General features: G+C 45.9%; 10 protein-coding genes. 8 read left to right on the top strand and 2 right to left on the bottom strand.

Annotated features, from left to right (window positions below; translation table 11 throughout):
- Positions 1-113 precede the first annotated feature (113 nt).
- The 6 genes from rppA (at position 114) to QUA83_RS07600 (ending at position 6,763) form a co-directional block, all read left to right on the top strand.
- Complete coding sequence (gene rppA / locus QUA83_RS07625) at positions 114-827, top strand: two-component system response regulator RppA (protein ID WP_333292393.1); 714 nt, start codon at positions 114-116, stop codon at positions 825-827.
- Positions 828-885: 58 nt separating this feature from the next.
- Positions 886-2,217 carry a two-component system sensor histidine kinase RppB gene (gene rppB / locus QUA83_RS07620; RefSeq protein ID WP_333292392.1) on the top strand — a complete coding sequence of 444 codons (1,332 nt, stop codon included), beginning with the start codon at positions 886-888 and terminating at the stop codon, positions 2,215-2,217.
- Between the two features lie 28 nt (positions 2,218-2,245).
- Positions 2,246-2,407, top strand: coding sequence for a hypothetical protein (locus tag QUA83_RS07615; RefSeq protein ID WP_333292391.1), 162 nt, complete (start codon positions 2,246-2,248; stop codon positions 2,405-2,407).
- 128 nt (positions 2,408-2,535) lie between these two features.
- On the top strand, positions 2,536-3,963 hold the full coding sequence (locus QUA83_RS07610) for a site-specific DNA-methyltransferase (RefSeq protein ID WP_333292390.1): 1,428 nt from the start codon (positions 2,536-2,538) through the stop codon (positions 3,961-3,963).
- Positions 3,944-4,942, top strand: a complete 999-nt coding sequence (locus QUA83_RS07605) for a type II restriction endonuclease (protein ID WP_333292389.1) — start codon at positions 3,944-3,946, stop codon at positions 4,940-4,942. Before QUA83_RS07610 ends, QUA83_RS07605 begins: the two co-directional genes overlap by 20 nt.
- 180 nt (positions 4,943-5,122) lie before the next feature.
- Positions 5,123-6,763 carry a thioredoxin-like domain-containing protein gene (locus QUA83_RS07600; protein ID WP_333292388.1) on the top strand — a complete coding sequence of 547 codons (1,641 nt, stop codon included), beginning with the start codon at positions 5,123-5,125 and terminating at the stop codon, positions 6,761-6,763.
- Between the two features lie 469 nt (positions 6,764-7,232).
- Here the strand turns inward: QUA83_RS07600 and QUA83_RS07595 are convergent, their stop codons facing one another.
- Both QUA83_RS07595 and QUA83_RS07590 read right to left on the bottom strand, forming a co-directional pair.
- On the bottom strand, positions 7,233-8,033 hold the full coding sequence (locus QUA83_RS07595) for a circadian clock KaiB family protein (protein WP_333292387.1): 801 nt from the start codon (positions 8,031-8,033) through the stop codon (positions 7,233-7,235).
- A 197-nt stretch (positions 8,034-8,230) separates the two neighbouring features.
- Positions 8,231-9,499, bottom strand: coding sequence for a type IV pilus twitching motility protein PilT (locus QUA83_RS07590; RefSeq protein WP_333096738.1), 1,269 nt, complete (start codon positions 9,497-9,499; stop codon positions 8,231-8,233).
- Positions 9,500-9,804: 305 nt separating this feature from the next.
- On the opposite strand from QUA83_RS07590, the gene QUA83_RS07585 reads away from it, so the two are divergent.
- The gene (locus QUA83_RS07585) at positions 9,805-11,202 is read left to right on the top strand and encodes an amidase (RefSeq protein WP_333292386.1); all 1,398 of its coding nucleotides are present in this window, start codon (positions 9,805-9,807) and stop codon (positions 11,200-11,202) included.
- A gap of 292 nt (positions 11,203-11,494) precedes the next feature.
- Positions 11,495-14,218, top strand: coding sequence for an NHL repeat-containing protein (locus QUA83_RS07580; RefSeq protein ID WP_333292385.1), 2,724 nt, complete (start codon positions 11,495-11,497; stop codon positions 14,216-14,218).
- Positions 14,219-14,244 lie beyond the last annotated feature (26 nt).

The raw sequence follows: 14,244 nt of genomic DNA, 5'->3' as shown, positions 1-14,244 counted from the left end.
CTCTGTTCTCTGCGCTCTCTGCGGTTAAATCATTCCGATCCAAAATGTTGGATAAATTTCGAGAATTCGTATATGTTTGTTAGCAAAAAAGTATCGGACTAGGTAGCGATCGAATGAGAATTCTGCTGGCGGAAGACGAACCCGATTTGGGTGCGATCGTGCAACGCACCTTGAGCCGAGAAAAGTACCTGGTGGATTGGGTGCAAGATGGCACAACTGCTTGGAACTATCTGGAAGACCAATGGACAGAGTACACCGTGGCGATTTTTGACTGGTTGCTACCAGGAACTTCTGGGCTAGAATTGTGCCAACGTTTGCGCCGGCAGAATAATCCTTTACCCGTTTTGATGTTGACGGCAAAAGATCGCACGGAGGATATGGTGGCGGGGCTGGATGCTGGGGCTGATGACTATTTGATGAAACCGTTTGTGAAAGCGGAGTTGTTAGCCCGGTTGCGGGCTCTCCAGCGACGGGGACGGAGTTTGTCGCCAGAACAGTCGCCATATTTCAATCCTGCCCAACTTGAGGCGGGGCGATTGCGGCTTGACTATACTAAATCCATCATCTGCACTACGGATGACGAAGGACAGCTAAGGGTGATTCCTCTGACGGCTAATGAGTTTCGGTTACTGGAATATTTCATGCAGCATCCGAATCAAATCCTCACGCGCGATCGACTTTTGACTCGGCTGTGGGATGTGGATACTGACCCGATGAGCAATGTAGTTGCTGCTAGAATTCGTCTGTTGCGCCGCAAGCTGGCAGATTATGGCTGTGACGGGATGATTGAAACGGTTCATGGATTCGGGTATCGCTTGAACAAATAACTAAGTAGAAGGAAGAAGGAAGAAGTCAACAGTCAACAGTCAACAGTCAACAGATAATATGCACTCCAACAAGCTATTTAACCGCACGCGCTGGCAACTTGCGGGTTGGTATGCGATCGTCCTGGGGTTGTTGTTAGGTATATGCGGTGTTGCAGTCTATCAGGTTGTGTTTCACACGCAGCGATACATTCTCCAGGAAAAACTACAGTCCTTAGCCGGAACGCTACATGACACTATCGAACCACAATTACAACAACCGGGACAGCTTTCATCCAGCTTGAAAACTATTTTGCCCGGTTTGTGTCTGTGGAATGAAAACTGTTACTCTTCAGGCAATGACGGGGCGCGACATACTGCTAGGGTGTTTCAGCAGGAGGGATATTATCTCCGCTTTTTAAGCCAATCTGGGGAAATATTAGGGAAGGTTGGAGAGCAGCCGGATGTATTAGAAAACTTTGCACCAAATGAGTTTTGGCAAATTTTACATCTTTCTAATGGCGATCGCTTCTATCAAATTTCTGTATTGCTGCGAACAAACGACGGTTTGTTTTGGGGTTATTTGCAAATTGGGCGATCGCTCAAAGAATGGGATGCTTATCTGAGCACTTTGCGATTATTGCTCTTTTTAGGCTTACCCTTGGTCATGCTGCTCGTGGGAGGAGCTAGTTGGTGGTTATCTGGATTAGCGATGCGACCAATTTATCAGTCCTATCTCCAGATGCAACAATTCACCTCCGATGCCGCTCATGAATTGCGAACGCCTCTGGCTGTCATTCAGGCTACTGTTGAGGATACTCGTCTGGCTGAAGATTTACCGGAGGTTAGTCAAAACCTGGATATTATCGAACGACAAAACATCCGCCTTTCTAGGTTAGTGAAAGATTTATTGTTTATTTGTAGACTTGAGCAACAACAGATTCCGACTCAATTGCAGCATTGCTGTTTCAACTATCTGATCGGCGATTTAGTAGAAGAACTTGCAGGTTTAGCAATGGTGGCTGAGGTGGAGTTGAAGTTAGAAATTCGTGCTTCGCGAGCCGTTGTAATTCTTGGGGATGAAGCCCAACTTTACGGGATGGTGACGAACTTAATTACCAACGCTATTAACTACACTCCCCCAGGAGGGCTAATCCTTGCCATCCTCGATTGCACCGACAAGGAAGCCATAATTCAAGTTCAAGATACAGGTGTTGGTATCAACCCAGCCGAACAAACGCGAATTTTTGATCGTTTCTACCGAGTGCAGAGCGATCGTTCTAGAGCCACGGGTGGTGCTGGATTAGGGCTATCGATTGCAAATGCGATCGCAGTGGCTCATCAAGGCAGCATTCAAGTCCAGAGTGAGTTAGGAAAAGGCAGTACATTTACAATCCGTCTACCTCTCAAATGAGAACAATATTACTGCGATCGCGTCAAGATTGCCTTTGCAAGGGGAACCGCAGAATATCAATCTTTGGGTTAAGTCGATCGCAAGTGCGATCGAACCGACCAAAATTAACGATGTATTGGTGATGCTGGAAAATAACAGCCGGGAAAACCAAGGAGAAAATTGGGGTTCAGCAAGAGGGACGAATTTCTGAAGCGGTTAATTCTCTGGTTCGTCAGAGAGAATTTACAAGGGTAGCGACATCTGCCCGTTCTTTGATTGGAGATACTGGTATACTACGATCGACAGTTAGTTATTTAATAATTTGTAGTCATGGTAAATATGTCAAGCATCTCCAACATCGCCTCTGAAGTGGAAAGTGACTTTCTGGGAGAGATTGATAACCTTGACAGGCAATTACACGATCGCTTTCAAGACAAGTTTGTAGTCCAGCCCTCGCTTACGCGACTTTTGGTTAGTTTTCAGGCTAACAAAACTAGACCCATTTATAGATGGTACAAGTATAAGGAAGCTTTCTCCGCTTCTCTGGTAGAGTTCTTATTCCAAAAATATCAAGTCATTCAAGGCAAAATTTTAGATCCTTTTACAGGTAGTGGAACTGCTTTATTTGCTGCTAGCGACTTGGGAATAGATGGTGAGGGGATTGAATTATTACCTATTGGTCAACATATAATTAATACCAAAATTCTTTTAGACACTGCCTTCACTATTGATGATTTTCAGCGACTAAAGACATGGTTTAATTTGCAAATATGGAAACAATTTGAAAACCCAGTCACTCTGCCAGAATTGAGAATTACTAAAGGGGCTTACCCCGAAGAAACTAAAATAGAAATTGAGCAATATCTTGGAGCTTGTTATCAAGAAAATATTAAGGTTCAATCAGTTTTAGTCTTGACTTTACTGTGTGTTTTAGAATCCGTAAGCTATACACGCAAAGATGGACAGTATCTTCGTTGGGATTACCGTTCGGGTCATGGCACGTCAAAGAAGTCCTTCAATAAAGGTGAGGTTCTTGAGTTCAGTCAAGCTATTACCAAAAAAATTAATGAACTTGTTAACGACTTAGAACCTCCTACACAACAACTTGAGCTTTTTCAAACTCAGAATAATCAACAAGGCAAAATTAATTTGCATCAAGGTTCTTGTCTGAAGATAATGCCCGATTTGCCGGACTCTACCTACGATGCAATCATCACATCTCCACCCTACTGCAATCGATATGACTATACTCGCACCTATGCACTAGAGCTAGCTTTACTAGGAATTTCTGAAAAGGAATTAATTAATCTGCGTCAGGAAATGCTAAGTTGTACGGTTGAGAATCACCCCAAAGATTTATTGGCTATCAATCCGGCTTGGGAAGTAGCTTTAAGTATTGCTAATTCGCAAACTCTCTTGCAGGCTATCTTAAGATATTTGGACAGCCAAAAGTCACAGGGTATATTGAACAACAATGGTATACCAAGAATGGTAAGAGGATATTTCTATGAAATGGCTTGCGTAATACAAGAAAGCTTTCGTATCCTTAAACCCGGGGCATTTTTGTTTATGGTTAATGACAATGTGCGCTACGCAGGTATAAGCATTTCAGTGGACATGATTCTTTCTGATTTTGCTGAAAAACTCGGCTTTATTACGGAAAATATTCTCGTCTTACCAGGTGATAAGGGGAATAGTAGTCAACAGATGGGAAACTATGGACGCGCTCCTTTGAGGAAGTGCGTTTATGTATGGAAAAAACAATAACTGGATACCTATGTGTGCTTATCGTAACCACCTTCAATCCAGTGACGATCTTGTCACAACCTATGAAGATACTCGTGCGGGTTTTGTTGCACTTGCCATTGAAAAAAATCGACGCGCTACCCCTTATGTCGCCCAAGCAAGAGCACTTCAAGAAGCTGCTGGTCAAGCTGAGAGTCCTGCTGATTTGTTAAATGTTAAGGGCATTGAAATGGGGTTGTTGACGGCTGCAGGATTATCTGACAAATCTCTTGCTCATTTGATGCCAAAGGATAAGAGTGAAGCTATCAATGGTCTAATCAGGAATTTTCTTGAGCCAGCAGGCACAAGTTTTGTGGAGGAATTGGTCTTTAGATTTCTACTGACTCGTGGTGACACGCTTGGTGGCTCAATGCGTAATGTTGGCGGAGCATTAGCACAAAGAAAACTAACTCGTGCTATCCTCTCGACTCTCACAATTGCTAGTAAGAGATATTATTGGCAAGACTCAAAGACAAAAAAGTGGATAGCCATGACCAATGATGACACAGAAATTGAGTTGTCTTTACGTGGGATAAGTTGGGAGAGCGAGCTAGGTAATCGCACATTGATTTATAACCTAACTGTTCCACTTGTCAGGAGCAATGTGGATTTGTGTTTATTTAATCTTGCCCCGACGGAGTTGGTAGCTAATAAATCCAGCGCAATTGAGCCATCTATCGTGGCACCCTATGTTATTGCATTGGGCGAACTTAAAGGTGGAATCGATCCTGCCGGTGCAGATGAGCATTGGAAAACGGCACAAGCGGCACTAAATCGCATACGCGAAGCATTTTCCACAGTTGGACACTCACCTCTGACTTTCTTTGTGGGATCGGCAGTTGCAAGAAGGATGGCGGGTGAAATCTGGCATCAACTGGAAAACGGGACTCTCAGTAATGCTGCCAATCTGAATCAGGAGAATCAAGTTGCATCTATTTCTCGTTGGTTATGTAATTTATAAAAGCAACAACCGTTTTGACTCCGTGTCGGTTTTACCATCCTCCCTCGCCCCCCTCTTGTGGCACAGCCATCTTCGCTATCTCCAAAAACCCTGGTTTAGTAAGCTTTCTCCCCATCGTGCCAAACTTCCCGCTAAATTAAAGAAGTAAAAAAATAATTCACATCCTACCCAGGAGATGCCATGCCTCGCGTCAGAGCACCAGAATTCCCCGGAAACTACCCCTGGCTGAACACCGAAAAACCTTTATCCATTGAATCCTTAAAAGGGCGCGTCGTCCTCCTCGACTTCTGGACGTACTGCTGCATCAACTGCTTGCACGTCCTGCCCGACTTAAAATACCTCGAACAAAAATATAAAGATTCCCTCACGGTTATCGGCGTTCACTCCGCTAAATTTGAAAACGAAAAAGAAGTAGAAAACATCCGCCAAGCTATCCTCCGCTACGATATTGAACATCCTGTAATCGTTGACAGCGGCATGAAAGTTTGGCAAAGCTACGCGGTTCGCGCTTGGCCGACTTTAATGGTGATCGATCCTGAAAGTTATGTCGTTGGCTTTGTTTCCGGCGAAGGCAATAGAGAAGCACTTGACGAGTTAGTTGGCAAGTTAATTGCTGAATACAAAGATAAAAATGCACTCAAGTTTAAACAACTCAGTTTTATCTTAGAAAAACAGCGCAAACCTCTATCAACACCGCTGGCTTTTCCCGGTAAAGTGCTGGCATTTGCGATCGCTGCAACGGAAGCCAAACATCTTCACCAACAGGGCGCGCTTTTGGGCGAAATGAGTCAGGAAAATGAATCTGTAGATGAAACTGTATTGCCAGGGCCTGCTAATTCAGTCATACAAAACTTAGTCGGTTCTTGCTTATTTATTGCCGATTCCGGCCACAATAGGATTGTTGTCAGCACCCTCGAAGGTGAGGTGCTGCACGTCATCGGTAGTGGCAAACCGGGTTTAACTGATGGGGACTTTGAAGAGGCTGAGTTTTTTGCACCTCAAGGTATGGCTTTTGATGCAGAAAGTCAAATTCTATATGTTGCTGATACGGAAAATCATGCTCTCAGAAAGATTGATTTTACGACTCAACGGGTAGAAACTGTTGCTGGTACGGGCGAACAAAGTCACGAAATTTCACCCCGCAGCGGCAAGGGTTTAGAAACGCAATTGAATTCGCCTTGGGATTTAGAAAGAGTTGGAAATAGACTTTTTATTGCAATGGCGGGTTCCCACCAAATTTGGGAAATGCAGTTAGACACTGGCACGATCGGCACTTATGCGGGTATTGGCCGAGAATCCTGTGTGGACGGGAATCTTGCAGAATCTGCTTTTTCTCAGCCCAGCGGGCTCGCTACGGATCGATCGGAGTTGTTTGTTGCTGACAGCGAAATTAGTTCGATTCGTGCTGTGGGTATAGATGAAGACCCGAAGGTTCGCACTGTTTGCGGTAGCGGTGAATTGTTTGGTTTTGGGGATAAAGATGGTCGCGCTGAGCAGGTAAGGTTGCAGCACTGTTTGGGTGTTGAATACGCTCAAAATTACCTCTGGGTGGCTGATACTTACAATCACAAAATTAAGCGGATCGACCACCGGGGCGGTACGTGCAGAACGATGATTGGAGATGGTACAGCAGGTTTGGTTGATGCTAAAGGTCTCAAGGCTCGATTTTTTGAACCTTCAGGGTTGAGTGCGATCGGGCCTCACTTGTTTGTTGCTGATACGAACAATCATGTAATTCGGAGAGTTGAGTTGGATACGCTGGAAGTCACAACTTTGGATTTCCCTAGTTTGTGCGCTCCAGAGGTTTGTTTTCCTGATTAAGTCGATCGACTTTTTTGACTTCAGGCCCGGTTCTCAATTCTCCTGATTGGTCGATTGATTGTGGTAAAGTAGGGTGCTCTTCGGCGCACCTTACCACAATTTTCCAGCCAAGTAAGTTATCCTAATTATTCGCGGTGAGTGCAGTGCCTCACCCGCAATTTACTCCTGGATGGAGAACCTCTATATTTAGGGTGTACGGCCCAAGAACACCTAACCGATATAAGGATCGCGAATTAAATAATTTACACTCTTGAAAGTGGGGTGGGCCAGAAAGCCCGCCCTTTCTGGACGGGCGGGACGCCCATCCCACAAGAACCATCACGCATGGTAAGTTATTTAATTCTCATTCCTAAGTAGAACGCCAAACCACTTTTTGCGTCCAGGACTGAATTATTAAATGTTGTGAATTCCATCGCTACTAACACCGCGATCGCCCTTATTAAATAATCGCAAAAATCCTCGCCCCAATCTAAAATTCCGAATAGCTCAGCAGCCGCACTATTTTTTCATTATCATTCAATTCGCCGACAATTCGTCGCACGGGTTTCGGCCAGATTTTAATCAAAGTAGGAGTTGCTGAAATCTGATCTGCCTCAGCTTGGTCTGGATGTTTCAAAACATCAATTACTTTTAAAGTGTAGGGACGATCGAGGCATTTCTCTAAGAACTGGTGTAAAGTTTCGAGGGTGCGTTCGGTGCTGGGGTTGCTGCCGGAAACAAACAGACGCAAAACGTAACCTTGAGTTTGTGGCGGTGGGGTAAGTGCTGTTGGTTTGGGAAGCCGAGTCTGCTGCGATTGCGGAAAGCCCAAGGGAGTTACTATCGAACTGCTCCAGTCCGATCGAGCTTCGGAGCTGGCATACTGTACAACTAAGTCGTGATTTTCCCAAAGTTCGGGGAATTGTTCGTGATAAGTAGCAATCGCCATCGGTTCGCACATTTCTTCGCTGCGGGGATGCCACACTAAGTCGCCAGTCCCAAAAATGGCGTTCAGCAGCGTTTGATGTCGCAGCACGGGGGGGTAAGCCTCGGCAGCAACCCGCACCTGCCGATCGCCTGGATCGAGCCAGGAGTCAACGGTTGCCGTGTAGCAAGGTATCAGAAAATGCGGCGGTTCCGACAAACCGAGGATCTCCTGTAGAGCTACGCACAACTGCAAATGCCACCGAGTTTGCTTGCGGGGGTCTATGCAATAGATTAAGTCTCCCCCAGGCGTAAACAGCGCAATGCCTTTGAAAAATTCTGGCAAAATAGGGCGATCGACTTTCAATTCAGTACACCAATAACAGTTAGCAGTTAACAGTTAACACTCGATTTTTACCAGTTAATAATTGACATTTGACCTTTATGAGCGGGTTTAACATTTGATCATTGATATTTGATAATTGTCAACTGTTTAAATCCCCATCCTAAAAACCTCGTTTTCAACTGTCAACTGTCAACTGTCAACTGTCAACTGTCAACTATTTAGACTCGACCTCGGAGCATCTGAGCCATTTCGTTCGGGAACGGCGAGTTCTCTACACAAAGTTCTTCAGTAATCCGACCTTCTTGATAAAGACCGTAGAGCGACTTATTCATCGTCGTCATGCCTTCATAAGTATCTTTGATCATGATTTGATTGATTTCCTCATTCTGGCCCTTCAGAATGTATTCCTTAACCACGTCGGTATTGATCATAACGTCGTGGAAAGCAGCCCGCTTTCCGTCTGTGGTTTTGCACAGCAGTTGAGCAATAATCGCCACTAGGGATTCGGAAATAGAAACCCGTATGGCATCCTGTTCTTCCGCCCCGAACATATCAAGAATCCGGTTCAGGGTCTTAACCGCACTGTTCGTGTGCAGAGTTCCTGCAACTAAGTGACCGGTTTGAGAGGCTTTGAGGGCGATTTCCACCGTCTCTCTGTCCCGAATTTCTCCTACTAGCAGCATATCCGGGTCTTGTCGCAGAGCGCCTTTGAGAGCGCTCATAAACTTGAGGGTGTGCCTGCCGACTTCCCGGTGCTTAATCAAGGATTTTTTGCTTTCATGTACGAATTCTACGGGGTCTTCGATCGTGATGATGTTGTAGGCTTTAGTCTTATTGATGTAGTCGATCATCGCGGCCAAGGTGGTAGACTTACCCGAACCTGTCGGGCCTGTCACCAAAATCAGCCCTTTGTGGTAGCCACATATTTTCCTAAATACCTCCGGCAGTTTCAATTCCTCCAGTGTCATGATTTTGGCAGGAATTAGCCGCAGCACCATTGCCGGGCCTGCCAAGGAGTCCATGCAACTAATCCGAATGCGGACGAACCCGAAGTCGAAAGCGCCGTCAAAGTCTAGGGTTTTTTGGAAAATTTCAATTTCTTCATCGCTCATGCACTCCCGCAACCAGCCAAAAAACGTATCTAAATCCGTCGGTGGATAGCCGATGTCGGCAATCTCGCCCCGGGTGCGGAAGCGGGGAACTTCGTTTACTCCGAGGTGAAGGTCGGATACTCCTTCTTCTTTGGCTCGGATTACTAGCTCTTTCAAACTCGGAACTCCGCCGCTGCTAGAGCTCTGACTTTTAGGTGTGGCGAAGGATTGCGGCGCTGGTGCGGGTGGCGCTGCTGGTGCTGGTGCCGGGGGCGGTGCGGGTGGCATTCCTGCTGCTCTGGGGGGCATTCCGGGAGCTGGAGGGCGGGGCATTCCTGGCGGTGGGGGGGCTCCGGGTACGGGCGGGCGAGGAGCTGGCGGATGCTGTTGTGTCATATGCGCTACCTTAAGTTGGTGAGAAGGCTGACTCGAACAGATGATTTGTGGGAGTTGAACAATGCCGATCGCCATTGTGCGCGTCTTGCACAAAAGCTTAACTGTTGTTCTCAGTCTATCCCAAGAGGGGGTCGTAGTGCTGCACTACTAAGGAAATATTCTGCCAATTGGAGGATGCCATCCCTCTCGATATATGATCAACTATGGATTTTTGACTTTTTTGGATAAATTTTTTAAGGAAAAGAGTTTGCCGCAACTCAACAGTATTAAATTATACTTTGCCCAACTATTAAGGAGTTAAACGGATGAATTCTGTCGATCTGGCTTTTACTCCAGCTTTGGAGTTGGCGGAGTCGATCCGCACCCTGGAAGTGTCGCCTTTAGAAGTTGTCAATCTCTACTTGGAACGGATCGATCGATTAAACCCTGAGCTGGGCAGTTATTTTACAGTAACGGCCGAGCGGGCGATCGCCCTAGCTAAATCTCAAACCGAAAAACTAGCTGGGTTAAACAAGCCACAGGAATTGCCACCTTTTTTCGGAGTGCCGATCGCCATTAAAGACTTGACACCAGTGACCGGCCTTCCCTGTACCTACGGCACTCAGGCTTTGCTGGGTAACATCTCTGCCTACGACGAGTCAGTAGTATGGCGGATCAAAGCAGCGGGATTTAACATTCTGGGCAAAACAGCCACCTCTCAAATTGGCTCCTTACCTTACACCGAACCAGAGGGTTTCCCGCCCGCGCGCAATCCCTGGAATTTAGACTATACGCCCGGAGGTTCCAGCGGAGGCTCAGCGGCGGCTGTAGCAGCGGGTTTGTGTGCGATCGCCCAAGGTTCAGACGGCGGCGGTTCGATCCGAGGCCCAGCTTCCTGCTGCGGTTTAGTGGGCATTAAACCATCGCGGGGGCGAGTTTCTTGGGCACCTGTCGGAGATTACCTCAGCGGCATTTCTGCCAACGGCCCCCTGGCGCGCACTGTAGCTGACGCGGCCGCACTTTTGGATGTGATGTCAGGCTACACAACAGGCGATCCGTACTGGCTACCAGATTCAAATCCCACGTTTCTAGAGGCTTCCCGTCAACAGCAGGGCAAGCTGCGAATTGCGTTTTCTACGACTATTTCCCCTGTGGGCGAGGCTGCGCCTATCTGCCAACAAGCGGTACTCGAAACAGTAAAATTATTGACAGATTTGGGTCACGATGTCGAACCTGGATGCCCAGATTTTACGGGTTTAATCGAACCGTTTATCGCAGTTTGGCAGTCGGGGGCGGCGGCAAGTGGCATTCCCGGCCCTGCTTTGGAACCGATGAATCGCTGGCTGTTAGAAAGAACTATTTCGGCTGGGGAATATTTGCGGGCGGTGAATCAAATGCAGGTGATTTCACGGCGGATTGTGGGATTCTTTGAAAAATTTGATGTGTTAGTTTTGCCGACTTATATGCACTCGCCAATCCGGGTTGGAGAGTGGGCGGATTTGAGTTTTGAAGAAACTTTGCAGCGCATTATTAATTGGGTAGCTCCTTGTCCGCCGTTTAATGCTAGCGGTTTGCCTGCGATCGCACTTCCTGCCATTTTAGATAACAACGGTTTGCCCGTGGGAATTCAAATTATCGGGCGGCCGGCGGCGGAAGCAACTTTAATTGCTTTAGCGGCGCAGATGGAAGCGGCAAAACCTTTCCCCGTTTTAGATTTTAAATAGGGAAGAGCAAGGGATAAAAGCACGTTTCCCTTTTTTAGGGATATGCCAAATCAGGATTTGTGCGCGGGGAACTAGAAATCCGGTTTTTCGCATAAATTTCTATTGACTGTTTGACATTTGAACAATATTGATGCAAGGGGAAACGAGAGGATTGAGAAAAAGGACAAATTTCAGCTTTAATTTTGGTAAGTAAATATAAAACACTTCTTAAGGTACTTGACTTTTTGGGGAAAGAAGGTACAATTTTTTTCAAAATTATTCCCGATGGCGGGTGTATCTAAAAAAATAGCTTATGTTTAACACAGCAGGACGGTTTCCAGAAAATCCGATTCCGGGAAATGTTGCGGGTGTTTCAGCGGAAATACTAGACTTATTTGACAGTAAGTTCGATAGCTTAAATCGGATCAGCCCAAGTGCCGTCGGCGATACCAGCTACGCTTTGACTGAAAAACGAGATTGGGCTGCTGCTGCGACTGGTAGTGCGATCGGCCTTTTTGAGACATTAACCGACTTCGATCTCCCATCGTCAGAAGGCGACAATCTTAAATTTGATAGTAGTCTAAAATCCCAGAGCGCTATCTCCCCTAATTTAGTTCAGAGAGACGAACTGACAGGGATGGCTTTACCTGTTGGTGAACTCTCCCTATCCCAAACTTCTTCCCTATTTCCTGATGAAAACTGGGCTTTCAATTTTCAAGATTACACCATCGATCACCAAGGTTTAAACACCCTAAACCTCAAAGTTGGTTACGGGTTAAAACCGGGAATTACCCCAAACGAATATCCCGATTTTGTGCCCATTTACCAAAGCATTGATAACTTCCTAGTTAACTACCCGAACGAAACTGATTTTTGGGAAATTGTTAACAAAAATTTGACGGAAAAGGTGCTTACTGAAAATCCGGTACTGACAGATGTTACGATTCAACTGGAAGTTTTGCCAACGGAGATATTGCCCTACAATCGCGCCAGTACAGTTTTCCGCAGTCAATCGGGCAAAATCACAGAAGATTGGAATTTTTCAGTCAAAGACTACGCAATCAATCACCAAGGATTGAACAAGGTCAATCTCGATATAGATTACCAGTACAAGCCGGAAATCGCTCCCAATGAATATCCCGATTTTGTGCCAATCTACAAGAGCATTGATAACTTTTTAACCACATATCCGAACGAAACAGATTTTTGGGAAGTTGTCAATAAAAACTTGACTCAAAATATCCTCAACGAAAATCCTGCCTTGGCGGCAATTAAGATAGATTTCAACGTTCTGCCAAGCCAAACCTTGCCCTACAACCGCACCAGCAAAGTTACTCGCACTCAACCCAGCAATCCTCAAGGAACTTTCCTAGTTGGCAATAGCCGGGGAAATAATGTACTTCGGTTTGACGGCAATACCGGCAATTTTCTAGGGGAATTTATTCCACCGGGAAGCGGCGGTTTGTTCAATCCAGATACGATCGTTTTTGGGCCAGATGGCAATGGCGATGATCAGTCGGACATTTACGTTACTAGCGGCGACAAGCCCGGAAATTCGGGAGAACCGACAGCATCTGCGGTATTGCGGTATGACGGAATTACTGGCGCATTTATTGACAAGTTTGTCGGCGATAATCCGAACACGGCGGTCGATGAAACTGGCGGATTGTTTCGCCCTTACGGTTTAGCTTTTGGCCCTGACGGTAATTTTTATGTCAGCAGTTTTTTGAGTGACCAAATTCTCCGATATAACGGCAAAACAGGACAGTTTATTGATGTATTTGCTTCGGGAAATCAGCAAGCGGGAGGATTGAATGGCCCGAACGGTTTACTGTTTGCTCCTGACGGCAATTTGTATGTGACAACGCAGGGGAGTGTGGCGACCAACGGTCAACCAGATTTTAGCGCAGGTTTCCCCAGTCAGGTGCTGCGTTACAACCCGCAAACCCGGCAGTCAAGTATCTTTGCTTCGCCCGATCCTTCGCCTCGGAGTCAGGGATTTACAAGTCTTTTGGGAATGGCAATCGGGCCGGCTGACGGCGACCTTTATGTCAGCGATTTTGCTAACGATATCAGGCGCTACAATTTAAGAAGTGGGGAATTGGTCAAGGTTTTATCTACCAATTATACTGATACTTCGCCCAGTAGCAATTATGTAGGTAGTTTGGCCTTTTCGCCGATCGGCAATTTGTTTGCAGTTGGCTTTGACAACCGCGCTAATGCTAACGGTGCCGGCGCTGTTTTGCGGTATAATGGCAAGACTGACGAACCGCTGCCAATATCGGGAAATCCTGGGTCGACTAACAGTTCTATTTTTGTCCCTCCCGACAGCAAGCTACAGCGTCCAATAGGAATTGCTTTCTTTCCGTCCGATGCTCAAATGACGCAGAAATGGAATTTTACATTGGCCAATTACCCCATTAATCATCAAGGGTTAAACAACCTGAATATTGATGTAAATTATAAGTACAAAGACGGGATTCAAAATTATGAGTATCCTGATTTTGTGCCGATTTACAAGAGCATTGACAATCTGTTAGTTAACTACCCGAACGAAACAGACTTTTGGGAAATTGTCAACAAGAATCTGACCGAAAAAGTGCTTGCTGACAATCCGGCAATTTCGTCGGTGACGGTTAATTTGGATGTTTTACCGACGAACCAATTGCCTTACGATCGCAGCAGTACCGTTACTCGCACTCAAGATGGTAAATTAGGCGAAGCATGGGATTTCAAGCTTCCTAATTACTCGATCGATCACCAGGGTTTGAATAACCTCAATATTGATGTCAAATATCAGTACAAACCAGGAATTACGCAGGATGAGTATCCCGACTTTGTGCCGATTTACCAAAGCATCGACAGTTTCTTGACTAATTATCCCAATGAAACGGATTTCTGGGAAATTGTCAATAAGGGTTTGGCGCAAAAACTGCTAGCCGAAAATCCGGCTTTGGATGCGTTGCAAATTAATCTGGATGTTTTGCCGACTAACAGATTGCCTTACGAGCGAGCTAGTATTGTGTCGATCGCTTAGCCTATCATTGAAAATTAGATGGAAAA

It is taken from the genome of Microcoleus sp. K1-B1 (genome assembly GCF_036704705.1).
Classification (GTDB): Bacteria; Cyanobacteriota; Cyanobacteriia; order Cyanobacteriales; family Microcoleaceae; genus Microcoleus.
This window is presented reverse-complemented; position numbering and strand designations above follow the sequence as displayed.